22 protein-coding genes are annotated in these 20,948 nt (G+C 71.3%); 8 read left to right on the top strand and 14 right to left on the bottom strand.

All coding sequences use genetic code 11. From position 1 onward, the window contains the following. Nucleotides 1–5: 5 nt before the first annotated feature. The 6 genes from FHS22_RS07750 to FHS22_RS07725 are packed head-to-tail and all read right to left on the bottom strand — an operon-like array spanning nucleotide 6 to nucleotide 8,251. Nucleotides 6–1,307: an ABC transporter substrate-binding protein gene (locus FHS22_RS07750; protein WP_184939720.1), complete on the bottom strand. Its 1,302-nt coding sequence runs from the start codon at nucleotides 1,305–1,307 to the stop codon at nucleotides 6–8. A gap of 60 nt (nucleotides 1,308–1,367) precedes the next feature. Continuing rightward, nucleotides 1,368–2,123 (bottom strand): SDR family NAD(P)-dependent oxidoreductase, encoded by a 756-nt coding sequence (locus FHS22_RS07745; protein WP_184939718.1) that lies wholly within the window; start codon nucleotides 2,121–2,123, stop codon nucleotides 1,368–1,370. Continuing rightward, the gene (locus FHS22_RS07740; protein ID WP_184939717.1) at nucleotides 2,120–3,301 is read right to left on the bottom strand and encodes an ATP-NAD kinase family protein; all 1,182 of its coding nucleotides are present in this window, start codon (nucleotides 3,299–3,301) and stop codon (nucleotides 2,120–2,122) included. The genes FHS22_RS07745 and FHS22_RS07740 overlap by 4 nt, the downstream gene beginning before the upstream one ends. After that, nucleotides 3,298–4,851: an aminomethyl-transferring glycine dehydrogenase subunit GcvPB gene (gene gcvPB / locus FHS22_RS07735; RefSeq protein ID WP_184939715.1), complete on the bottom strand. Its 1,554-nt coding sequence runs from the start codon at nucleotides 4,849–4,851 to the stop codon at nucleotides 3,298–3,300. The genes FHS22_RS07740 and gcvPB overlap by 4 nt, the downstream gene beginning before the upstream one ends. Next, nucleotides 4,848–6,179: an aminomethyl-transferring glycine dehydrogenase subunit GcvPA gene (gcvPA, locus tag FHS22_RS07730; RefSeq protein WP_184939714.1), complete on the bottom strand. Its 1,332-nt coding sequence runs from the start codon at nucleotides 6,177–6,179 to the stop codon at nucleotides 4,848–4,850. Before gcvPA ends, gcvPB begins: the two co-directional genes overlap by 4 nt. Beyond that, a complete protein-coding gene (locus FHS22_RS07725) occupies nucleotides 6,176–8,251 on the bottom strand; it encodes a beta-galactosidase (protein ID WP_184939713.1) in 2,076 nt (691 codons plus the stop codon). Before FHS22_RS07725 ends, gcvPA begins: the two co-directional genes overlap by 4 nt. Nucleotides 8,252–8,337: 86 nt before the next feature. Between FHS22_RS07725 and FHS22_RS07720 the strand changes: the two genes are divergently transcribed. Next, nucleotides 8,338–8,976, top strand: a complete 639-nt coding sequence (locus FHS22_RS07720; protein ID WP_184939711.1) for a GntR family transcriptional regulator — start codon at nucleotides 8,338–8,340, stop codon at nucleotides 8,974–8,976. 78 nt (nucleotides 8,977–9,054) lie between these two features. On the opposite strand, the gene FHS22_RS07715 is transcribed toward FHS22_RS07720, so the two are convergent. The 5 genes from FHS22_RS07715 to ngcE form a co-directional block, all read right to left on the bottom strand. Further along, nucleotides 9,055–9,624, bottom strand: a complete 570-nt coding sequence (locus FHS22_RS07715) for a superoxide dismutase family protein (RefSeq protein WP_184939710.1) — start codon at nucleotides 9,622–9,624, stop codon at nucleotides 9,055–9,057. A gap of 142 nt (nucleotides 9,625–9,766) precedes the next feature. After that, nucleotides 9,767–10,060: a 4a-hydroxytetrahydrobiopterin dehydratase gene (locus tag FHS22_RS07710; RefSeq protein WP_184939708.1), complete on the bottom strand. Its 294-nt coding sequence runs from the start codon at nucleotides 10,058–10,060 to the stop codon at nucleotides 9,767–9,769. 107 nt (nucleotides 10,061–10,167) lie between these two features. After that, nucleotides 10,168–11,073, bottom strand: coding sequence for a carbohydrate ABC transporter permease (locus FHS22_RS07705; RefSeq protein ID WP_184939706.1), 906 nt, complete (start codon nucleotides 11,071–11,073; stop codon nucleotides 10,168–10,170). After that, entirely contained in the window at nucleotides 11,073–12,050 is a 978-nt protein-coding gene (locus tag FHS22_RS07700; protein WP_221473378.1) for a carbohydrate ABC transporter permease, read from the bottom strand. The genes FHS22_RS07705 and FHS22_RS07700 overlap by 1 nt, the downstream gene beginning before the upstream one ends. Nucleotides 12,051–12,056: 6 nt before the next feature. After that, a complete protein-coding gene (ngcE, locus tag FHS22_RS07695) occupies nucleotides 12,057–13,508 on the bottom strand; it encodes an N-acetylglucosamine/diacetylchitobiose ABC transporter substrate-binding protein (RefSeq protein WP_184939704.1) in 1,452 nt (483 codons plus the stop codon). 328 nt (nucleotides 13,509–13,836) lie between these two features. Here ngcE and FHS22_RS07690 point away from each other — a divergent pair, with 328 nt between their 5' ends. From FHS22_RS07690 to FHS22_RS07665, 6 genes are all read left to right on the top strand, one after another. Then, a complete protein-coding gene (locus tag FHS22_RS07690; protein ID WP_184939702.1) occupies nucleotides 13,837–14,484 on the top strand; it encodes a class II aldolase/adducin family protein in 648 nt (215 codons plus the stop codon). Nucleotides 14,485–14,488: 4 nt separating this feature from the next. Beyond that, nucleotides 14,489–15,703, top strand: coding sequence for a DUF4032 domain-containing protein (locus tag FHS22_RS07685; protein ID WP_184939701.1), 1,215 nt, complete (start codon nucleotides 14,489–14,491; stop codon nucleotides 15,701–15,703). 154 nt (nucleotides 15,704–15,857) lie between these two features. Then, nucleotides 15,858–16,238: a roadblock/LC7 domain-containing protein gene (locus FHS22_RS07680; protein WP_184939699.1), complete on the top strand. Its 381-nt coding sequence runs from the start codon at nucleotides 15,858–15,860 to the stop codon at nucleotides 16,236–16,238. 3 nt (nucleotides 16,239–16,241) lie between these two features. After that, nucleotides 16,242–17,180: a DUF4388 domain-containing protein gene (locus FHS22_RS07675; RefSeq protein WP_184939697.1), complete on the top strand. Its 939-nt coding sequence runs from the start codon at nucleotides 16,242–16,244 to the stop codon at nucleotides 17,178–17,180. 58 nt (nucleotides 17,181–17,238) lie between these two features. After that, a complete protein-coding gene (locus FHS22_RS07670) occupies nucleotides 17,239–17,619 on the top strand; it encodes a roadblock/LC7 domain-containing protein (protein ID WP_184939695.1) in 381 nt (126 codons plus the stop codon). A 13-nt stretch (nucleotides 17,620–17,632) separates the two neighbouring features. After that, nucleotides 17,633–18,004, top strand: a complete 372-nt coding sequence (locus tag FHS22_RS07665; protein ID WP_184939694.1) for a hypothetical protein — start codon at nucleotides 17,633–17,635, stop codon at nucleotides 18,002–18,004. 56 nt (nucleotides 18,005–18,060) lie between these two features. On the opposite strand, the gene FHS22_RS07660 is transcribed toward FHS22_RS07665, so the two are convergent. The 3 genes from FHS22_RS07660 to FHS22_RS07650 form a co-directional block, all read right to left on the bottom strand. Further along, a complete protein-coding gene (locus tag FHS22_RS07660; protein WP_184939692.1) occupies nucleotides 18,061–18,915 on the bottom strand; it encodes an alpha/beta fold hydrolase in 855 nt (284 codons plus the stop codon). 91 nt (nucleotides 18,916–19,006) lie between these two features. Continuing rightward, entirely contained in the window at nucleotides 19,007–19,834 is an 828-nt protein-coding gene (locus tag FHS22_RS07655; RefSeq protein ID WP_184939690.1) for a DUF4253 domain-containing protein, read from the bottom strand. A gap of 143 nt (nucleotides 19,835–19,977) precedes the next feature. Then, nucleotides 19,978–20,355: an ArsR/SmtB family transcription factor gene (locus tag FHS22_RS07650; RefSeq protein WP_184939689.1), complete on the bottom strand. Its 378-nt coding sequence runs from the start codon at nucleotides 20,353–20,355 to the stop codon at nucleotides 19,978–19,980. Between the two features lie 125 nt (nucleotides 20,356–20,480). Between FHS22_RS07650 and FHS22_RS07645 the strand changes: the two genes are divergently transcribed. Continuing rightward, entirely contained in the window at nucleotides 20,481–20,648 is a 168-nt protein-coding gene (locus FHS22_RS07645) for a DUF3073 domain-containing protein (protein WP_184939687.1), read from the top strand. The last annotated feature ends 300 nt before the right edge of the window (nucleotides 20,649–20,948 follow it).

Here is a 20,948-nt window from a genome sequence, read left to right as displayed (position 1 = left end):
GGCCGTCAGCCGATCCTGCCGTCGACGAGGGACTGGAGTTCGGTCATGCCGCGCTCGAAGGGGACCTTGCCGGTCCAGACCTTCAAGAGGTGGTCGTTGATCTCCTTGGTGAGGCCGGGGACGGCGACCTCGTCGGGGTAGTTGGCGAAGCCGGTGTCGCGCACGTCCAGGAAGGTCTGGGCGTGCGCGGGATAGCCGCCCTCCAGGACGACCTGCTCGGCGCCCTTGACCGACGGCACGGCGCCGCCGCCCTTCAACCGCAGCAACTGGCCTTCCTTGCCGACGAACTCGCTCAGGAAGGTGAACGCCTCCCCGGCGTGCTCGGAATCCTTGTTCAACGCCAGGTAGGAGGCGGCGACCGCGCCGGGCATCGGCCGCCCGTCCGGGGAAGGGAAGGGCACGATGTCGTAGTTGGCGAGGTCGCCTCCCTTCTTGACCACGTCGATGACCCACCGGCCGCCGGCGTAGAAGCCCGCCGTGCCCCGCAGGAACCGGGTGCTGGCGCCGTTGCTCTCGGGCAGCACGTCGGCCGGGAGGAAGGTCTCGTCGGCGTAGCCCTCGGCGAGGGTCTTCAGCGCCTTGCGGGAGGCCGGGTCTGTGGTGGCGACGAACTTGCCGCCCTCCCAGACCTTGCCTCCGAAACCGCCGATGACGCTGTAGGTGGAGCCGTACCAGTTCCAGAAGATCGAGCCGGCCTTGCCCGCGGCCTTGAGTTTGGCGTTCATGGCGAGATAGGCGTCCATGGTCCACTTGCCCGCCTCGTGCAGCGCGGCCGGATCCTCGGTGATCCCGGCCTCCCGCAGGGCCTTCTTGCCGTACCAGAGGACCTCGGGGTTGGTGTCGTTGGGCAGGCCGTAGATCGTGCCGTCCTTCTTGGCGCCGCCGTACACGCCCTCGAAGAAGTCCTCGGGCCTGCTCCCGCTGCCCGGCCCGGAGAGCCGGGCGTCCAGCGGGGCGAGCACTCCGGCGGAGACGAACTTGCCGATGTTGTCGTCGCCGACGAAGAAGACGTCCGGCGCGGTCTTGGAGGTGAGCTGGGTGAGCAGTTTGGGGTGGTAGTCCTCGTATTTGGGGACGCTCTCCATCTTCAGCACGATGTTCGGGTGGCGCTTCATGAAGTCGTCGCTGAAGCCCTTGTAGAGCGCGACGTCCTCGGCCGACCCCCAGGTCGACCAGCGGACGACGACCTTCTCTCCCGGGGCGGACCCACCGCCCCCGCTGCAGGCGGCGGTCGCGGTGAGGGCCAGGGCGAGCGCCAGGACCGGCGCCCTCCTGCGGGAGGGGCTCGTGCGGACGGGGAAGGACATGGGTGCCTCCTGGTGGGGGGTGTCTGGGGGTGGTGCGGGGTGAGCCCGTGGTGGTGCGGGTCAGGCGAGTCCGCCGCCGTCGACGACCAGCGCCGTGCCGGTGACGTAGCTCGCGGCGTCGCTCGCCAGGAACAGCACGGCCCGCGCGATCTCGTCGGGGGTGCCCGCGCGGCCCATAGGGCGGTCGGCGGCGTCGGCGGCGAAGGCGGCCCAGTCCTCGGAGAGCTGCCGGGCCTCCTCCCGGAGCATGGGGGTGTCGGTGTCGCCCGGGTTGACGGAGTTGACGCGGATCCCGTCCCGGGCGTGGTCGATGGCGAGCGCCCGGGTCAGGTTGACCACCGCGGCCTTGGAGGCGCAGTAGGAGACGGCGCTCCCGCCGCCCTTGAGACCCCAGCCCGAGCCGGTGTTCACGATGGAGCCGCCGCCGGTCATCGCGGGGATCGCGTGCCTGCACATGAGGAAGACCGACCTGACGTTGACGGCCATGACCCGGTCCCATTCCTCGGCCGTCAGGTCCAGGACGGTGGTGCGGCGGATGATCCCGGCGTTGTTGAACAGCACGTGCAGCCCGCCGAAGGACTCCACGGCGGTCCGCACGACGCGCTCGCAGTCGGGTTCGGCGGCCACGTCGGCCCGGACGCCGGCGGCCCGGCCCCCGGCCGCCTCGATCTCGGCGGCCACCGCCGAAGCGCCGGGCCCGTCGATGTCGGCCGCCACGACGGCCGCCCCTTCCCGGGCGAACAGCAGCGCGGTGGCCCGGCCGATGCCGGAGGCCGCTCCGGTGACGATCGCGACCTTGCCTGGGAGAGCGGTCATGGCGAGAACTCCTCTGCAGCGGGGCTGATCCGGTACATCACGCTCTCGCGACGACCGGTGATGACGGGGACGTGGCCCGCGGCGAGGGCGTCCGCCTCCGGGTCTCCGGTGTCGGCCAGCAGCGGCCTGCCGCCGAGTCCGGCGAGCTTGTCGCGGGTGGCCAGGACGAGCAGCCCGCCGGACGACATGATCTTTCTGAGTACGGCCGGGCCGATCTGCTGGTTGCCGCGGCCCAGCACGAATCCCTGCCCCCCGATCACCGACAGGACGGCGTGGGTCTCGCCCCCGTCCACGAGGGCGAGGAGCCGCCGCTCGGTCACGTCCGCGGCGACCAGGCCGCCGTCCTGGACCACGTCCACGCCGAGCAGCGTGGTGTCCAGGCCCAGCCTGCGGCCGACGGCCATGGTGGTGGCGCCCGGCCCGAGGACGTAGCGGGCCCCGGCCCTCATCCGGGCCACGACCTCCCCGGCGATGGCGTCGGCCGATCCGGGGTCCGGCCGGGACGAGCCGGTCTTGCGCCCGCACAGCCCGGAGCGCGCGGCCGGGACCCGGACGGTGCCGTAGAGCCGCGGGCCCACCCGTCCCCGCCGGAGGGCTTCCTCGTCCAGGTCCACCACCTCGGCCTCGGCCGTCTCACCGCGGAACTCCGCCGCGAGGTTTCCCGCCGTGGCGGGGCTGACCGCGAAGCACCCGGAGTAGACCTTCACCCCCGCGGGGATCCCCAGCACCGGGCACGCCGGCGAGGCGTCGAGCACATCCCGCGCGGTGCCGTCGCCTCCGGCGAACAGCAGCAGGTCGACGCCGCCCATGGCCCTGACCGCGGCCGTCGTGTCCGCCCCGGACGATGGGAACGCGTCCGCCCCGGACGATGGGAACGCGTCCGCCCCGGACCATGGGACGGCCGACCGGGTGGCGGGCGGTGCCCATGCCACCTCCGGGACGCCTCCGGCGGCCCGTACGCAGTCCTCCCCCATCGGACCCGCGGCGGTGAGCACCCGCGCGTCCGGCCGGCGGGCCAGCAGCGCCCGCACGGCCCGCTCCGCCAGGTCCCCCGCGCGGGGCCAGGAGCCGCGGGCGAGGGCCTCGCGCTGCGTGGCGGGGCCGTCGCTGCCTCTGAGCCCGGCGGGGCCGCCCAGCCCGGCCACCGGGTTGACGACCAGCCCGAAGGTGGGGGTCATGACAGGTGCTTGCGGGTGTAGGCGCGCCAGGTGGGGGCCCACTGCGCGGGGTCGTCGAGGGGGGTCGGGTCGATCTTGTGGATGGTCTGGTTGTAGGGGGCGCCCCGGACCAGGCCGGGATCGCGCCGGGCCTCGTCGGCGACGTGCGCGAGGATGGCGGCGTACTCGTCGAGGTCCTCCCTGGAGTAGGACTCCGTCGGCTCAAGGGTGAAGGGCTCGGGGACCAGGTGGGGGTGGTGGCTGGTCCAGTAGTGCACGCCGAAGTCGGCGGCGCGCGCCCCGATCTCCTCCGAGCGCACGCCCGTGTCCTCGAACAGCTCCCGCCAGGAGTAGCGGACCTGCTCGATCCGGTCGCGGCCCCAGGGCGCCGAGGCGCCGGGGATCCGCAGGACCTTGTCCATCAGGTAGTTGTTGTTGAGCGTCGCGATCTCGGCCACCTCGCGCAGGCCCCGGCCGCCCAGCGCCATGATCCACGCGTAGGCGCGCACCACGTTCGGGGTGACGCCGAGGAACGGGCGGGTCTTGCCGACGGACTGCGGGCGCTCGGTGTCGAGGCGGTACCCGTCGCCGCCGCGCTCGACCGTCGGGGCGGGCAGGAAGGGCTCCAGCCGCTCCACGACGCCGCAGGCCCCGCCCGCCGGACCGCCGCACGCGTGCGGGGTGGAGAAGGTCTTGTGCAGGTTGAAGTGGCACAGGTCGAACCCGGCGTCGGCCGCGCGGGTGACGCCCAGCAGGCCGTTGGCGTTGGCCTGGTCGTAGCAGGCCAGGCCGCCCGCCTCGTGGACCAGGTCGACGAAGTCCGCGATCCGCGGGTTGAAGATGCCGGTGTCCTCGGGATTGGTGATCATCAGGGCCGCCGTGCGGGGGCCGACGGCCGCGCGCAGCGCCTCGATGTCCGGGTGGCCGTCGGCCCCCGGCATCAGCGTGACGACCTCGTACCCGGCGGTCTTGGCGCAGGCCGCGTTGGAGGGATGGGAGAACATCGTGGTGATAACCTGGTCGCGCCGGTCTCCCTCGCCTCGCGAGGCGTGGTAGGCGCGGATCATCGCGACGTTGGCGTAGATGGCGGCCGAGCCGGAGGCCGGCTGGAGCGAGACCCGGTGCATTCCGGAGATCTCGGCGAGCATGCGCTCCAGCCGCCAGTAGACCTCCAGCACACCCTGGACGGTGTCCACCGGCTGGAGCGGGTGGAGCTCGCCGACCGCGGCGGCGAACGCCTCGTTGACCTTGGGGCTGTACTTCATGGTGCAGGTGCCCTGGCCGACCGCGACGGCCTGGTCGACGCCCAGGTTCTCCTGGGAGAGCCGTACGTAGTGGCGCAGCACGTGCAGCTGCGACATCTCGGGCAGCTTCGGGGGCCGCGCCCGCCGTACCGTCTCCGGCGGCTCGACCGCCGGCACCCCGGCAGCGGGCACGGCGATGCCCCGGCGGCCGGGCCGCGACTGCTCGAAGATGATCGGCTCGTCCCAGCGCGCCTGGTGGAAGCGGCGCAGCGGCGGCTTCGGCGCCACCGGCAGCTTCGCGAACGGTTCCTGCGCGTGCCCGCTCATGAGAGCTCCTTCCGTACGGCCGCCGCCAGCCGGTCGATGTCGTCCCTGGAATGCCGCTCGGTCACGCAGACCAGCAGCGTGCGGCCGTCCAGCCGGACCCCGCCGAAGATGCCGTGCCCGCGCAGCGCGCCGAGGAGTGCGTCGGCGTCGGGCACCTCGATCGCGAACTCGCGGAAGTGCACCGCGCCGGAGTGCAGCACCGTCGCGCCCGCCTCGGCGAGGCGGTCCATGGCGTAGCGGGTGCGGGCCAGCACGGTCTCGCCCAGCTCGCGCATTCCCTCCGGGCCCATGAGCGCGAGGTAGACCCCGGCGGTGATGCCCCACAGGGCGGCGGCGGTCCCCACCCACTCCTTGCCCTCCTCACGGTGGGCGAAGGAGGTCCGGTCGTAGAAGACGTCCCCGAAGCCGTACTCTCCGGGGACGGCGGTCGGGGCGAGGCCGAACAGGCGCGAGGGGTACTCGGCGACCAGGCGCTCCTCGTCGTGGGTGGCGATGTACCCGGCGTGGCCGCCGCCGTAGCTCTGGTGCATGCCCAGCGACTGGATGTCGCCGCAGGCGATGTCCGCGCCGTAGGCCGCGGGCGGGGCGAGCACGCCCAGCGAGATCGGGTCGGCGCTCACGACCAGCAGCGCGCCGTGCGCGTGGGCCAGGTCGGCCAGCTCGCGCCCCCGGGTCTCGACGACACCGTAGACGTTCGGCGTCTCCAGGTAGATCGCGGCGAACGAATCGTCGATCTCCACCTCGCCGATCTCTCCTCCGCCGGTCACAGGGGCGGTGCGGATCTCGATGTCGTGATCGAGGAAGTCGTGCAGCTTGCTGAGCTTGTCCGCGCTCACGGCTCCGCTGAGCAGCACCTTCGACCGGCCGGTGGCGCGGGCCGCCATGCGGATGGCCGTGCCCGCCGCCTGGAAGCCGTCGTAGGTGGGGACGTTGACGACGTCCATCTCCAGCAGCTCCGCCATCATGCTCGTGTACTCGAACAGTGCCTGGAACCGGCCGTGGTCCTCGTACGGCTCGCCCGCGTAGGCGGTGAGGAACTCGCTCCTGCCGTTGACCTCGTCGCAGACGGCTGGGACGTGGTGCGGGTAGCAGCCGTGGCCGAGGAAGCTGAGCGCCGCGACGGTGTCGGTGTCGCGGCCCAGCAGCGCGCGCATGTGGGCCACCAGCTCCTGCTCGGAGGCCATCGCCTCCGGCAGGTCCAGCGGCCGGTCCAGGCGCAGGGCCGCGGGGATCGGGGCGTACAGCTCCTCGACGCTCGCGGCGCCGACGGCGGCGAGCATCTCGGCCCGCACCCCCGGTTCGGCGTTCGGGATGTAGGGGTGGGTCACCGTTCTCCTCCGGTCGGCGTGGTACGGGTCCCGGTGACCGGCTCGGTCTCCGGCCCGGGGTTCGGTGCAGGGTTCGGCCCGGTGCGCAGCACCACGGCGTCACGGCCCGGGATCCCGATGCGACCGCTCAGATCCCGGCCGGTCAGCAGGTCGGTCCCCGGCTCGCGGAGCGTGAGCGCCGCCGGGGTGGCGGCGTGGTTGAGCAGGAAGAGGTAGGGGCCCCGGCGGGTGGCCTCCACGCCCTCGGGCACGTCGGCCGCCGGCCGCACGCCCGCCTCCGTGAGGATGCCGTCGAGGACGGGGCTGACGTCGTCGAGCAGGCATCCGAGGTAGCGGGCGTTCCCTCGCCGTGTGATCGCCGCCTGCCCGTCCAGGTCGCCGCCCTCGTAGCGGGCGAGCACCTCCGCCCCCTCGACGCGCAGCCACTCGGCCCACGTCCGCGCGGTCAGCGGGCGCCCGGTCCCCGGTCCGGCCGGCGCGAGCCGCACCGCCTGGGTGCGGCCGTCCGGGAGCGGCCAGAACTCGTCCACGGCCAGACCGAGCAGCTCACGCAGCGGGCCCGGGGGGCCGCCGTCGTGCACCTGCTCGTCGGGGCCGACCACGCCGCTGAACGGGCCGACGACCAGGTGGCCGCCGAAGGCGGCCAGAGCTCCGGCCTGGTCCTCGTCGCACAGGTAGAGGTTGGGAACGATCACCACCCGGTAGCCGGACAGGTCGCGGCCGGGCGGGACGAGGTCCACGGCGACACCGCGGGCGTGCAGCGGGGCGTACCAGTCCAGCAGGAGCCGTCTGAGCTCGAGCCGGTCGGACGGCATCGACTCGGGGGCCTCCAGGCCCCACCAGCTCTCCCAGCCGAGGACCAGCGCCACCTCCGCCTCGGACTCCGAACCGGCGATCTCCGCCAGTGCCCGCAGATCCGCGCCGAGCCGCAGGGTCTCGCGCCAGCCCCGCGAGGCGGTGCCGCCGTGCGGGAGCAGCGCCGAGTGGAACTTCTCCGGCCCGTACTTCGCCTGCCGCCACTGGAAGAACATCGCGCCGTCGGCGCCGTGGGCCAGCGCCTGGATGCTGTGCAGGCGCATCATGCCCGGCGGCTTGGGCACGTTGACCCCGCGCCAGCTCACCGCGCCGGGGGCCTGCTCCAGCAGGATCCACGGCCGCCGCTTGAGGGAGCGCATCAGGTCGTAGCTGAGCGCGATCTCGACATGCGAGGCGGGGTCGGCCGGGTCGGGGTAGGCGTCGTCGCTGACGACGTCCTCGGCCTGCGCCCACTTCCAGTAGTCCAGGTCGCGCAGCAGACCCATGAAATTGGTGGTCACCGGGACGCCCGGAGTGAGCTCGCGCAGCACCTCCCGCTCGCCCTCGAAGCACTCCAGCAGGGCATCGGAGCTGAAGCGCCGCCAGTCGAGGAGCTGGGCCGGGTTGATCGGGCCGGGGGCCTTGCGCACCGGGTTGACCTGGTCGAACGCGGTGTAGTGCTGACCCCAGCAGGAGGTGCCCCAGGCTGCGTTGAGGCCGTCGATCGAGCCGTGGCGCTCCTGGAGCCAGCGCCGGAAGTGCCGGGCGGACTCCTCGCAGAAGCACTCGGCCGTGTGGTCGGCGTACTCGTTGCCGATGTGCCACATGGCCAGCGCGGGATGGCCGGCGTAGCGCTCGGCCATCGCCCGGGCCAGCCGTACGGCCGCCGCCCGGAAGACCGGCGAGCTGGGGCAGTAGCCCTGCCGGGAGCCGAACTCCAGCCGGGTCCCGGCCGCGTCCACCGGGAGCACCTCGGGGTGCTCCCGGACCAGCCAGGGCGGCGGGGTGGCCGTGGCCGTGGCCAGGTCGGCGGCGACGCCGTGAGCGTGCAGCAGGTCCAGGACGCGGTCGAGCCAGCCGAAGTCGTACACCTCCGGCCGCGGTTCGAGGCGGGACCAGGAGAAGACGGCGACGGTCGCCATGTTCACGCCGGCCTCGGCCATCAGCCGCACGTCCTCCTCCCAGACATGCTCCGGCCACTGTTCGGGGTTGTAGTCACCCCCGAACAGCAGGCCGGGAACCTTGGTCAGTCCCACGTAGTCCTCCACACGTGACATGTAATATTTTGTATTCAAAATTCATAGTGCAGTATCCTGGACGCCGTCAAGAGATCGGCCCTGCAGGCCACCGTCGAAGGAGTGATATGGCGATCGAGCGGCGCCCGCTGCGCGAGCAGATCCGCGACGAGCTGATGCTCAGGCTCGGCCGGGGCGACTTCGCCGCGGACACCGACATCAACGAGGCCGCCCTCGCCGGAGAGCTGGGAGTCAGCCGGACCCCGCTGCGCGAGGCCCTGATCACCCTCGCCGGCGAGGGCGTCCTGCAGAGCAACCAGGGCAGAGGATTCCGGTTCGCGCCCGTGAGCCGCCAGGAGTTCCGGGAACTGTGCGACATCGTGGCCGCGCTGGAGGCGCTCGCCCTACGACGCTCGGACCCCGCCTACCTGGAACGGGCCGCCCCGCAACTGCTCAGACTCGCCGAGGAGTTCACCGCCGACGTCGCCGAGCGGCAGCACATCGAGCACCACGACGACGAGTGGCACGACCTGCTGCTCGGCGGCTGCACGAACGAGCGGCTGCTGGATCTGATCACCAGCGTCAAGGCGGGCATGCGCCGCTACACCCACCTGCTGTCCGGCGAGACGACCCTCATGGAGCGCGCCGCCGAGGAGCACCGCCGGATCGCCGAACGGCTGATGGCAGGCGATCTGGAGGGCGCGGCCGAGGCCCTGCGGGACAACTGGGTCAACGGCATGGAGCGGATGATCTCCCAGCTCCCCTGAGGGGGCGGCACCGGCTCACGCACGCGAACGGCACCGGCTCATGCCCTCCCCCGAGGAAGGCACGAGCCGGTGCCGGGATCAGCCCTCGCCGAGGGTGACGCAGGCGACCCTGGGCCCGGCCGTGCCGGCCTTGGCCCCCGTCACCTTCGTCCGCTGGGCGTGGATCACCAGGGAGCGGGGCGCCTTGTCCGGCGGGAAGGCCCAGTCCTGCCGGGACGTGGCCGTGGCCGCGCCCTCGGCGTCGGTGGTGAAGTCGAGCCAGACCTCGTTGTCGGCACTGGCGTGGGTGTGGACGTGCCGGTAGTGCGGCCCGGCGGCCTCCGGGTCGGCGCCGCACGGGTTGACGTGCAGGTGCACGCCGTACGTCCGGCCGGGCAGGAAGCCTTCGACGGTGACCGAGGAGGTGGCGAGCACCGCGCCCGACTCGGCGGTCACCCGCGCCGACGCGCCGCGGGGCACCAGCTTGTCGTCGTAGGCGATGGCCGGACCGCCCTTCGCCGGAGCGCCGAACCGGCCCTCCCCGGTCAGGCTGACCACGGCGGCCGGTGTGCTCTTCGCCGGCGGGTGGCCCGCCGGGTGCCCCGCCTGCTGGGTGCCGCAGGCGGCCGCGAGCAGGGCGGTGACGGAGAGAACCACGGGCAGGCGCATGACATCTCCTGAACCGGTCAGGTCGGGAACGAGACCCCACTCTAACCAGTGACCGGACGGTCACGCTGGGTGTTTCACCGATGAGGCCGCACCGGCTCCGTCCCGGCCGCCCGGCGGCGCGGCGGCCGGGACGCGCCGGGCGTCATCCCCCGTGGGCTGCGGCGATCTCGTCGATGCGGGCGGCGAGGGTGAAGTCCGCACCGGTCAGGCCGCCCGCGTCGTGCGTGGTGAGGGCCAGGTGCAGGGTGCGCCAGCGGATGTCGATGTCGGGATGGTGGTTGAGCTTCTCGGCCTCGACCGCGATCTCGTCGACGACGCGGATCGCGGTCGGGAAGTCGGGAGCGGTGACGGTCCGGCGGATCTCGTCGCCCTCGCGCCGCCACTGGGGCACACCGGCCAGCAGCCGCCGCACCTCGGAGTCGTCAAGCAGGTTCATCGCACCAGGAGAGCACGGCGGCGGCCGGGAAGCCAACCGGCGGTGTCCCCCGGCGCGCCGGGAGACACCGCCGGGGGACTCTGCGGGGGGGAACGCCGGGCCGGGCGCTACTTGACGGCGCCCGAGGTGAGGCCTGACTGGATCTGGCGCTGGAAGATGATGTAGATGATCATCACCGGGATGATGGCCAGGCTGAGCGCGGCGAACATTCCCGGCCAGTCCGCCTCGTAGCCGGCGCTGGTGGAGATGTTCGCGACGCCCTGGGTGATCAGCCACTTGTCCTCGACGTTGCCCGAGAGCAGCACGATCGGCAGGAGGTACTGGTTCCACTGGCCCAGGATGTTGAAGATCGTGATGCTGATCAGGCCCGGCTTGGCCATCGGCACCATGATCTGGAAGAACGTCCGGGTGTGCGAGCAGCCGTCCATCATCGCCGCCTCGGCCACCGAGGTGGGCAGCGTCTTGAAGAACGCCGAGAGGAAGAAGACCGTGAACGGCAGCGAGTAGGCGATGTAGACCAGGATGACGCCCAGGTGGGTGTCGAGCAGGCCGAGGTTCTTCACCACGAAGAACAGCGGGATCAGCGCCAGGAAGACCGGGAAGGTCATCCCGGAGACGAACAGGTAGTAGATCGCCCGGTTCCCGGGGAAGGTGTAGCGCGCCAGCACGTAGGCGGCCATCGAGCCCAGCAGCATGGTCCCGGCCGTGCTGCACGCCACCACGAAGACGGTGTTCAGCATGTACTGGCCGATGTGGGCCTTCTCCCAGGCCCGTCCCCAGGCGTCCCAGCCGAAGGAGGTCGGCAGGGTGAGCGCGTCGCCGAAGATCTCGGTGTTGCTCTTGAAGGAGGCCAGGAACGTCCAGAGGATCGGGCCGATGATCAGCAGTGCCCAGATCACCAGCGCGACGTGGGACAGCGTTCCGAAGACGCCCAGCGGGTTCCTGCGCCGCCTCGGCCGGCCGTGCGGGGCCGCCGCCCGGGTGGACGGCTTGTACGCCGTGTCCGCAGCCATCAGAACTCGATCCTCTCGCGCCGGGTCACGCGCAGGGTGAGCGCCGCGAACGTGATGGTCATGAAGAACAGCGCCACACCCATCGCGGACGCGTAGCCGAACTTGGAGAAGTTGAACGCCGTGCGCCAGATCTCCAGCGGCAGGACGGTCGTGGCGTTGTCGGGCCCGCCGCGGTCCACCGAGAGCACCTGGACCAGGGCGAAGGCGTCGAAGGCCGCGATGCCGAGGTAGACCCAGGCCACCTGCATGGTGTCCCACAGCAGCGGGAGGGTGATCCGGAAGAAGAGGGTGAAGCGGCCCGCGCCGTCCAGCGCGGCGGCCTCGAACACCTCCTTGGGGATGGAGGACATGCCCGCGGAGAACAGGACCACGTAGAAGCCGACGGCCTGCCAGACCATCACGCCCATGATCGCCCAGAGGGCGAGGTCCGGCTCGATGAGCCAGCCGACCGGGTCGAGGCCGACCTTGGCGAGCATGCTGTTGATCACGCCGGTCTCGTCCGGGCGGTAGATCGCCCGGAAGAGCACGCCGACGATGGCCACCGCGAGCACCTGGGGCAGGAAGAAGACCACACGGTAGAACTTCGAGCCCCACAGGCCCGTCATCTGGCCGCCCTTCTGCCCTCCGCTCAGGTTGAGCAGGAAGGAGAAGAACAGCGCGATGGCGATGGTGACCAGCGGCACGACAAGCAGCAGGACACCGTGGTGGCGCACCGCGGCCCAGAAGACCTCGTCCTCGAAGAGCCTGGTGAAGTTCTCCAGGCCGATGTACTGAGGATTCGCCGAGATCCCCTTCCAGTTGGTCAGCGCGATGTAGAAAGCCTGGACGTACGGGCTGATCACGAAGACCACGTAGAGGACCACGGGAGCGGCGAGGAACCCGGCGATGAACGGGTACCTGCTGTTCCGCACGCGGGTCACGAGCGGGGCCCTGCCGCTCCGCGCCCCGGCCGCGACTGGATGCTTGTCGTGCCGCATGGAGGGCTACACCGTCCGGTTCTGCTTGGTGATGGACGAGTCGGCCTTGGTCTTGTCGGCGGCCTTCTGCATCTTCTCGCAGAACTCCTCGGCGGAGATGCGGCCGAACATCAGCGCGTTGGTCTGCTTGCGCAGCTCGGTCTCCAGCTCCTTGTACCAGCCCTCGAAGCTGTTGTAGGTGACGATGTTCTGGCCCGCGGCGGTCTGCGCGGCGCTGAGGCTGGCGTTGCCGGGCGAGAGCTCCAGGCCGTCGGCGGCGCCGGTCACGACGGTGATGTTGCCGGACTTCTCGGTGAAGCCGCGCGCGCCCTCCTTGGAGAGCATGATGCGCAGGTACTCCAGGCCGCCCTTGGGGTTCTTGGCCTTGGACGGCACGATGTAGCCCTCGCCGGCGGCGGCGCGGATGGCCTCGAAGGGCAGCTTGTCGGCGGCGGTGACGCTGGGGGTGGGCGTCAGGGCGTACTTGAAGCCCTCGGGGGTCTGGCTCTTCTGCTCGTTCTCCAGCCAGGAGCCCGACGGGTAGAGGGCGATCTTGCCCTGGTTCTGCCGGGTCTGCACCTCGGTGTGGATCAGGCCCTCGAAGGACTTGTCCATGTACTTGCCGATCTCGGCCCAGGCGGCGGCGGACTGCTTGACCGAGTCGCGCTGCCACGCGCCGTCGACGAGGTTGTCGATGTCGAGGAGGAGCTGGTTGCCCTCGATCTTCGCGGCGGAGATGAGGATCATCCAGTAGGCGTAGTAGGAGGCGTTGCTGCCGGCGTACGCGAACGGGGTGATGCCCTTGGCCTTGATGGTCTCGCAGAGGGTCTTGAACTCCTCCATGGTCTTCGGCGGGGTCCAGCCCTCCTTCTCGAAGAGCGCCGAGTCGTACCAGAGGCCGTAGGCGGAGAAGACGTAGTTCATCACGTACGGCTTGCCGGTGATGAGGCCCGACTCGACGGTGCCCGGCGCGACCATGTCGCGCACCTTCTTGCTCGGGTCGTCGATCGAGGGGGCGTCCCACAGCTCGGCGAGCTCCAGGAGCTGGCCCTCCTGCTGCAGGGCGGCGTTGTCCATCAGGTCGGTGCCGGAGTTGGCGATCATGTCCGGGACGTCGCCGCCGGCGAACCGCGGCTGCAGGGTCTGCGCGATCTGCTGGGTGGCGACGTGCTTGATCTCGGCCTGCGGGAAGGCCTTCTTGTAGAGCGGCTCGTGCACCTCGGTGGCGTAGCTGTCGCCCAGGCCGCCCTTGAAGATGACGACCTCGAGGGGCGCGTTGGCCGCGACGCCGAAGGGGTTGGCGGCCGAGGTGGCCGCGGCCGCCGAGGGCGCGGCGGAGCTCGTGGCGGCGGGGGAGCCACCGGTGGCGCAGGCGCTGAGCAGCCCGGCACCGGGACCGGCGACGAGAGCGGTCAGGCCGATCCGGCGAAGCATCTGCCGCCGGGTGATCTCTCCGGGCGTACCGGCCGAGTTGGACATGCAACCCTCCAGGGCGGGGGACAATTAGGAAAGTTTCCTAAACGTTTGGTTGAACGTACGGACCTCGGCAGCTCAGCGTCAAGAGTCCGCATCCGGTCTAGACCGAGCCGTGATGTCCTCGCGACACTTCCGGTAGAAAGCCGCCAAACACAAGGGATGTCTCCTGGCAGATCGGCATACCGTACCTCATACTTCGCACCTGATCAGCAAGGCGATATCCCCCGCCCCGGCGCGGGCCCGGCGCCCTCGGATCCAGCGAGGCCACCGCCGGTCTAGACCAGTAGAGGATATTTGCTCATAAATATCGCAATCCCCTACTTTTAGCCCCATGTTGCTGGCCGAGCAGCGCCGCCTGCTCTGTGAATACGGCCGCCGGGCCGCCGGAACCGGCCTCGTCGTCGGAGCCGCCGGGAACCTGAGCGTCCGGGTCGGCGACCTGGTCGCGGTGACGCCCGGCGGAGTGCCCCTCGACCGGCTGGAGCCGGAGGCCTGCCCGGTGCTCGACGTCGAGGGCCACCTGGTCGAGGGCGGGCTGCAGCCGTCCTCCGAGACCCCGATGCACCTGGCGGTCTACGCGAGCACCGGGGCGCAGGCGGTCGTGCACACCCACTCCGTCTTCGGCACCGTGGTCGCCACCACCATGACCGAGCTGCCGCCGGTCCACTACAACGCGCTGCTGCTCGGCGGGACCGTCAGGGTCGCCGAGTACGCCACCTACGGCACTCCCGAGCTCGCCGCCGCCGTACGGGACGCGCTCGCCGGCCGCCAGGCCGCGCTGCTGGCCAACCACGGCGGGGTCACGATAGGCGACGACCTGGACAAGGCCTTCGAGGCCACCCGGCTGCTGGAGTGGCTCTGCGAGGTCTACGTGCGGGCCAGGTCCGTCGGGGAGCCCCGCGTGCTCACCGAGGAGCAGCTCGCCGCGGTGGTCCGGCGCGCCTTCGATCCCCCCGTCTACCCGACCCGCGAGGACTGACTCCATGCCCCTGCAGCTCACCGGCGCCCCCAGCGACCCGGACCTGCTCCGCCTGCCCTGGGACCTCCCGCTGGAGCGGTGGCCGGAGCACCACCTGGTCTCGCTCCCCCGCGGCATCTCCCGGCACGTGGTCCGCTTCGTCCGGCTCTCCGGCAGGGTGTACGCGGTCAAGGAGATCAGCGAGCACTTCGCCAAGCGGGAGTACCGCCTGCTCTGGGACCTGCACCGGCTGGACACGCCCGCGGTGGAGCCGGTGGCGGTGGTGACCGGGCGCACCGGCGCCGACGGCGAGCCGCTGGACTCGGCGCTGATCACTCAGCACCTGCAGTTCTCCCTTCCCTACCGGGCGGTGATGTCGGGGACGATCCGGCCCGACACGCTCAACCGCTTCCTCGACGCGCTGGCCGTCCTGCTCGTCCGGCTCCACCTGACCGGCTTCTACTGGGGCGACTGCTCGCTGTCGAACATCCTGTTCCGCAGGGACGCGGGCTCCTTCGCCGCCTACCTGGTCGACGCCGAGACCGGCGAGCTCCACCCGATGATCAGCGAGGGCCAGCGGCTGCACGACATCGACGTCGCGCACACCAACATCTACGGCGAGATGCTCGACCTGGAGGCCGGCGGCCTGCTGCACCCCTCCCTCGACCCCGAGGAGGTCGCCGACTCCATCTGCGGGCGCTACCACCGGCTCTGGGGCGAGCTCACCTCCGAGGAGATCATCGACGAGGTCGACTGGCACATGATCGACAAGCGCATCCGGCGGCTCAACCGGCTCGGATTCGACGTCGCCGAGATGATGGTCCGCCGCAAGGCCGGCACCGGCCGCCTGATCGTCCGCCCCAAGGTCGTCGACGCCGGCCACCACCAGCGCAGGCTGCTCCGCCTCACCGGCCTGGACGTGGAGGAGAACCAGGCCCGGCGGCTCCTCAACGACCTCGACTCCTTCCGGGTCTCGTACGGCCTGCGCCACGAGGACGAGGCGATCGTGGCCCACCGCTGGCTGGCCGAGGTGTTCCAGCCGACGATCGAGGCCGTCCCGCAGGAGATGCGGCGCAAGCTGGAGCCGGCCCAGCTCTTCCACGAGGTGCTCGACCACCGCTGGTTCATGTCCCAGGAGGCGGGCAACGACGTCGGGCTGCCGACCGCCGTGCAGTCCTACGTGAAGAATGTTCTTGTTTTCAAGCCGGACGAGAAGGCACTTATCTCCGAAGTCCTGTAGGGGATGTCCCACCCGGGGTGCACATCTTTCTACCCGGTAGTTAAATCCTCTATCTCACGACAACTCATTTCTAATCAGGGCACTTAGCACCCTTCTGCATATCTCTACTCTGGCCGGACGACGTTTTTCCACAGCCGTCGGCGAGGGAGATCTAGTGCTCGGAATCGAGGAGTGCCTCACCGAGGTGATGGCGATACCCGGTGCGCTGGACGCGATCATGATCGACCAGACCAGCGGGATGGCGGTGGGGGTCGGCGGCGGCAGCCGCCACACCGACGTGGAGAAATCCGCCGCGGGACTCAGCGAGACACTCCGGGCGACGCTGGACGGACTCGCCACGGCCTCCCCCACCGGAACCGTCCGGATCAACGACATGATCGTGACGACGGACAGCGGCCACCATTTGCTGAGACCGCTGGAGACCATATTCGACGGACCTTTAGTGATATACGTCCGCCTCGATCTGGAAAGATCCAATCTGGCCCTTGCCCGCCACCGGCTCCAGTCGCTCTCGGGCCGGCTCATAACGACATAAGCCATGCCGACCGTCGAGAGCATACTCAGCGGACTCGCCGAGGACCGGGCGACCGGTTCCCTGCGGCTCGGAAAGGCCGGGGCGCTCTACCTCACCGACGGTCGCGTGACCTACGCCGAGAGCCCCTCCTGTCCCCGGGTGGAGGACCTGCTGACCACCAGCGGCCGGGTCTCCGCCTACGCCGTACGGCAGGCCAGGCAGGCCGCGGGCGAGGGACTGTGGGGCGGTGACCGGCTGGTCGAGCGGGGCGTGCTCACCCGGGGCGAGCTGGAGTTCTGCGTGCTGGGAGCGGTGCTCGACGCCGTGTTCTTCCTCCTCCAGGCCTCCGGCGTCCGGCCCCGGTTCCGCCCGGGCGAGCGGCACTGGCTCGGGCCCCAGTGGTATTTCGACGTGACCGGACTGGTCAGGGAGTGCAGGCGAAGGAGAGCGCAGTTGGACCAGGCCTGGCCGTCCACCGGGTTGGACGCCCTTCCGGTCGTCCCGCTGGGACGCATCCCCGCCCAGCGGGTCATGCTGACCTCTCTCCAGTGGGAGGTGCTGGTCGGCACGGACTCCACCGCGACCCCCGCCGAGCTGGCCCGGAAACTCGGCCGGCCCGTCTACTCGGTGCTGCTCGCCGTACGGCAGCTCGCCGCGGCCGGGCTCCTGCGCGTGCCGGAGCCCGCGCCCGGCGCCCCGGACGGCGTCCCGGCCGGAACGGCGCCCTCCAGGGCGGCGCCCTCCGGAGCGGCACCGCCCGGAAGACCGCCCGAGCTCCCGCCCGCGGCGCCGGCCGGCCCGCCCGCCGGCGCGCTGCCCAGGCGGGCGGACACCGTCCGGGACGTCCCGGAACGGGGGACCGGCCCCTCCCCCGGCGGGGGCCGGCTCCCCCAGACGACGGGCGACCCCGCCGACGTGAGCCTGCTCATCCGGCTGAGGAACGCGTTGGAGGCGCTCACATGAGGTCGGCTCCATGCTCATGAGGTTGCGGACCTTGAAGTGGATCGGAAGGAGGATGCCCGTGGAACTGCGAGACGAGGTGCACCGGGAGATGGCCCTGCTCCGCCAGCGCATGCCCGACGTGAGCGGGAGCATCGCGTGCAGCGTGGACGGGCTGCCGATCGCCAGCGACCTGGCCGGAGAGGTCGAGCAGGCCGGCGCGCTCTCGTCCGCACTGCTGGCCCTCAGCCGCCGGATGACGAGCATCGTCGACAAGGGAGCGCTGGAGGAGACCCTGATCTCCGGCACCAACGGCTACGCGGCCTTCTACGCCGCGGGCCCCAAGATCGTCCTTACAGTCCTGGCCCGCCCGGGCGCCAACCTCGGGCTGCTGCGACTGGAGGGCCGCAAGACGGCGGCGAACCTCGCCGCCATCACCAGACGCATGTCGCTCACCAAGTGAATCGGAGAAGGCAATGGCCAGCATGGACGTCTCCCTCAAGGAGATGATGGCGATCGACGGCGCCGTCGGCGCGGTGGTCGTGGACTACAACAGCGGGATGGCCCTGGGCGCCCTGGGCGGCTCCAAGGACCTGGACCTCCAGGTGGCCGCGGCGGGCAACACCGAGGTCGTCAAGGCCAAGCTCCGCACGATGGAGTCCCTCGGCCTCAAGGAGGCCATCGAGGACATCCTCATCACGCTCTCCAGCCAGTACCACGTCATCCGGCCGATCACCGGCCGGGGCGGCAAGGGACTCTTCCTCTACCTCGCGCTCGACCGCGGCCGGGCCAACCTGGCGCTGGCGCGGCACAATCTCAAGAGCATCGAGGAGAAGCTGGAGGTCTGATCCTCCGCCTGCGGCCTCGCCCCGGGAGGCGGGCCGCAGGCGGAGCCGCGGCCCGCCTAGCGCTCCGCGGCGGCGGTGAGGTCGGCGATCGCGCCGACGATCTCGGGCCAGAGCGCGCGCGGCAGGTCGTGGCCCATGCCGGGGAAGGTCACCAGCTTGGCCCCCGGGACGGCGTCCGCCGTGGCGGTCCCGCCCGGCAGCGGCACGAGCTGGTCCTCCTCCCCGTGGAGCACCAGGGCGGGCACCGACAGCTCCCCGAGCTGCGGCGCGCGGTCGCCCGAGGCGACGATCGCGGCGAACTGCCTGGCCACCCCGGCCGGATCGTAGGCGCGGTCGTAGCTCAGCCCGGCGACCCTGGCGATCCGCTCGGCGTCGAAGGGGTAGCCGGGCGAGCCGATGACCTTCCAGGTCTCCAGCGCCCGCCGGACGGCCGCCTCCCGGTCGGGCGAGGGCGGAGACATGAGCGCCGCCATGGCCGCCTCGGTGGGCGGGGCGGCCTGGGGGCTCGGCGTGGACATGATCGAGGTCAGGCTGCGGACCCTGCCCGGGTGGCGGATGGCCATCGACTGGGCGATCATGCCGCCCATCGAGACGCCGACCACGTGGGCCGAGTCCAGGCCGAGCGCGTCGAGCAGCCCGGCCGCGTCGTCGGCCATGTCGCCGATCAGGTACGGCGCCGCCCCGCCCGGCTGCGGTGCTCCGGCCTCGTGGAGATGGGTGGACTCGCCGACGTCCCGGTTGTCGAACCGCACCACGTGGTGACCCCGCTCCGCGAGCATCCCGCAGAACTCCTCGTCCCAGTGGATCAGCTGGGACGCGAGTCCCATGACCAGGAGGAGCGGGCGGTCCCCGGGGGAGCCGAAGGTGTCGTAGGCGATCTCGATGCCGTTCGCCGGGGCGCGCAGGACCATGGCACTCCTCTGGTTCGCCGAAACAGAATCTCCTTCTGATTCGGTGAACCAGAATCGCATTCGGCGACAGGGCGCGCAAGAGCCGCCGCGGTCAGTCCCACCAGAACGACCAGGCGTTCCTCCCCCTGATCTGCTCGGCGTAGTCGATCAGCGATCCGGCCCCGTAGACGACGCTGTCGGGGCAGAACGTCCAGTGCTCGGCCGCCACGTGCAGGGCGTGCTCCGCGGTCACCGGCGGCGCGGCGACGCTCAGGTCCAGGGTGTTGAACCCCATGCCGACCACCCGCGCGCCGAACCGCTCCTCCCAGCTGCGCACCACGGCCGCCAGCGGGACCATCCACTCGTTGTGGTTCAGCGCGCCCTGCCAGCCCATGACGGCCAGCGCGTCGGCCCCCCGCTCCACGGCCACCAGCCCCAGCGGGGTCCGGCGCTCGGCCACGATCCCGGCGTACCAGTCGGCGACCGCCCCCGGGTCGGCACCCGGCGGCCCCGGCGCGGCGGGCCCCGGGCATCTGGGGCCGAACGGGGCCAGGATCTCCACCTGGTCGGCGTGGGCCTTGCCGGTCCAGTCCGCCCACACCTCGGCCATGAACGCGGAGACGTGGTAGTTGTCGATCTCCGCGGCGGCGTCCGGGGCGACCTGCCCGGCCGACCACGGCTGGACGGAGTCCTCCAGCAGAACCGGCCAGAGCCCCGAGCGCGGGTGCTCGGCCCGCAGCACGGTCCAGAGCTCGGCGGAGACCGCCGCCTCGCTGAGCCAGAACGCCGGCCGCCGGTGGGTCAGGAGCCGCGCGTAGCCGGGGTCGGGCCAGACGACGTCCCCGGGCGGCAGCTCGATCCCGAGCACCCGCCCGTCACCGCCGTCAGGGAACAGCTGACCCAGCAGCGGCGAGAGCCGTTCATGCTCGCGATCGTCCATCCCTACCGTCCCGATCCTCCTGCCCACGCCCTAATTTTGCCCGGCGGGCGGCCAGAAGGAAGCTCCGGGCCGTACCAGTCCGGAGCGGGAGCCCCTTCCGCACGGCTCCCCGCCGGAGGGGCCGGCGGCCGCGGCTCCGCCGTTCACCGCTCGACGGCCACCCTCCGCGCCCCCGGGCCCGCGGCCGCGCGGTCGGTCTCCGCGCGCAGCTCGGCGAGGAGTTCGCCCTGGTCGGCCAGGACCTCGGTCAGGATGGCGCGCGCCGACGTCAGCAGGCCGGCCATGTCCGGAGTGGACAGGGCGTAGACCACGGTGGCACCCTCGCGGGTGGCTGTCACGATTCCGGCCCGGCGCAGCACCGCCAGTTGCTGGGAGAGGCTGGACGCCTCGATGTCGATCTCGGCCAGCAGGTCGCGGACCGGCAGCGGTCCGTCTCTCAGCAGTTCGAGCACCCGGATGCGGACCGGGTGCCCGAGCGTACGGAAGAACTCGGCCTTGGCCTGGTAGAGCGGGACCGGCATGGAACGCAGGCTACTTACAAAATAGCAAATTGCATAATTCTTCAACTCGTATAGGTCTTGGGTAAGATGCCTGCGATGCGACAGTGACGAGAGGCCTAGTAGGCCTATACAAGGGAGTGCAGCCAATGGGACGGGGTCGAGCCAAGGCGAAGCAGACGAAGGTCGCCCGCCAGCTGAAGTACGGCACCCACAGCATGGATCTCGAGCGGCTGCGCAGGGATCTCGGGGCCGGTGACAATCCCCCGCCGGTCGACGAGGCCGACGACCACGCCGTCGAGCCTGCCGAGAGGTAGGCCCCCGCCCGGCCCCGCAGGGGATGTGCGGCGGGGCCGGGCAGGACGTACGGCGGCGCGGTGTGTGACGAAGGCCCCTGTCCCGGGTCCGGTCGACGCGAGGAGGCCGAGACCGGAACCGGCGACAAGGAGTGACCGAAATGTCGAGAACGGCGCACACCGAGCTGAGCGCGCAGGACGTCCACGTTCCGACCCGGGGCGACGGGCGCCGCCCCGCGCGGGGCGGCGCCCGGGGTCAGACGGTGAAGCGGCCCACCAGCTCGCGCAGCGAACCGCTCATCCCGGCCAGCTCGACCGCGG

Source organism: Thiemannella venezuelensis, assembly GCF_014203605.1.
Classification (GTDB): domain Bacteria; phylum Actinomycetota; class Actinomycetes; order Streptosporangiales; family Streptosporangiaceae; genus Planomonospora_A; species Planomonospora_A venezuelensis.
This window is presented reverse-complemented; position numbering and strand designations above follow the sequence as displayed.

What these genes read in the sequence shown, in the direction of transcription:
- FHS22_RS07750 (WP_184939720.1), bottom strand. Translation starts at nt 1,307, where the DNA reads ATGTCCTTCCCCGTCCGCACGAGCCCCTCCCGCAGGAGGGCGCCGGTC.
- FHS22_RS07745 (WP_184939718.1), bottom strand. Translation starts at nt 2,123, where the DNA reads ATGACCGCTCTCCCAGGCAAGGTCGCGATCGTCACCGGAGCGGCCTCC.
- FHS22_RS07740 (WP_184939717.1), bottom strand. Translation starts at nt 3,301, where the DNA reads ATGACCCCCACCTTCGGGCTGGTCGTCAACCCGGTGGCCGGGCTGGGC.
- gcvPB (WP_184939715.1), bottom strand. Translation starts at nt 4,851, where the DNA reads ATGAGCGGGCACGCGCAGGAACCGTTCGCGAAGCTGCCGGTGGCGCCG.
- FHS22_RS07725 (WP_184939713.1), bottom strand. Translation starts at nt 8,251, where the DNA reads ATGTCACGTGTGGAGGACTACGTGGGACTGACCAAGGTTCCCGGCCTG.
- FHS22_RS07720 (WP_184939711.1), top strand. Translation starts at nt 8,338, where the DNA reads ATGGCGATCGAGCGGCGCCCGCTGCGCGAGCAGATCCGCGACGAGCTG.
- FHS22_RS07715 (WP_184939710.1), bottom strand. Translation starts at nt 9,624, where the DNA reads ATGCGCCTGCCCGTGGTTCTCTCCGTCACCGCCCTGCTCGCGGCCGCC.
- FHS22_RS07710 (WP_184939708.1), bottom strand. Translation starts at nt 10,060, where the DNA reads ATGAACCTGCTTGACGACTCCGAGGTGCGGCGGCTGCTGGCCGGTGTG.
- FHS22_RS07705 (WP_184939706.1), bottom strand. Translation starts at nt 11,073, where the DNA reads ATGGCTGCGGACACGGCGTACAAGCCGTCCACCCGGGCGGCGGCCCCG.
- FHS22_RS07700 (WP_221473378.1), bottom strand. Translation starts at nt 12,050, where the DNA reads ATGCGGCACGACAAGCATCCAGTCGCGGCCGGGGCGCGGAGCGGCAGG.
- ngcE (WP_184939704.1), bottom strand. Translation starts at nt 13,508, where the DNA reads ATGTCCAACTCGGCCGGTACGCCCGGAGAGATCACCCGGCGGCAGATG.
- FHS22_RS07690 (WP_184939702.1), top strand. Translation starts at nt 13,837, where the DNA reads ATGTTGCTGGCCGAGCAGCGCCGCCTGCTCTGTGAATACGGCCGCCGG.
- FHS22_RS07685 (WP_184939701.1), top strand. Translation starts at nt 14,489, where the DNA reads ATGCCCCTGCAGCTCACCGGCGCCCCCAGCGACCCGGACCTGCTCCGC.
- FHS22_RS07675 (WP_184939697.1), top strand. Translation starts at nt 16,242, where the DNA reads ATGCCGACCGTCGAGAGCATACTCAGCGGACTCGCCGAGGACCGGGCG.
- FHS22_RS07665 (WP_184939694.1), top strand. Translation starts at nt 17,633, where the DNA reads ATGGCCAGCATGGACGTCTCCCTCAAGGAGATGATGGCGATCGACGGC.
- FHS22_RS07660 (WP_184939692.1), bottom strand. Translation starts at nt 18,915, where the DNA reads ATGGTCCTGCGCGCCCCGGCGAACGGCATCGAGATCGCCTACGACACC.
- FHS22_RS07655 (WP_184939690.1), bottom strand. Translation starts at nt 19,834, where the DNA reads ATGGACGATCGCGAGCATGAACGGCTCTCGCCGCTGCTGGGTCAGCTG.
- FHS22_RS07650 (WP_184939689.1), bottom strand. Translation starts at nt 20,355, where the DNA reads ATGCCGGTCCCGCTCTACCAGGCCAAGGCCGAGTTCTTCCGTACGCTC.
- FHS22_RS07645 (WP_184939687.1), top strand. Translation starts at nt 20,481, where the DNA reads ATGGGACGGGGTCGAGCCAAGGCGAAGCAGACGAAGGTCGCCCGCCAG.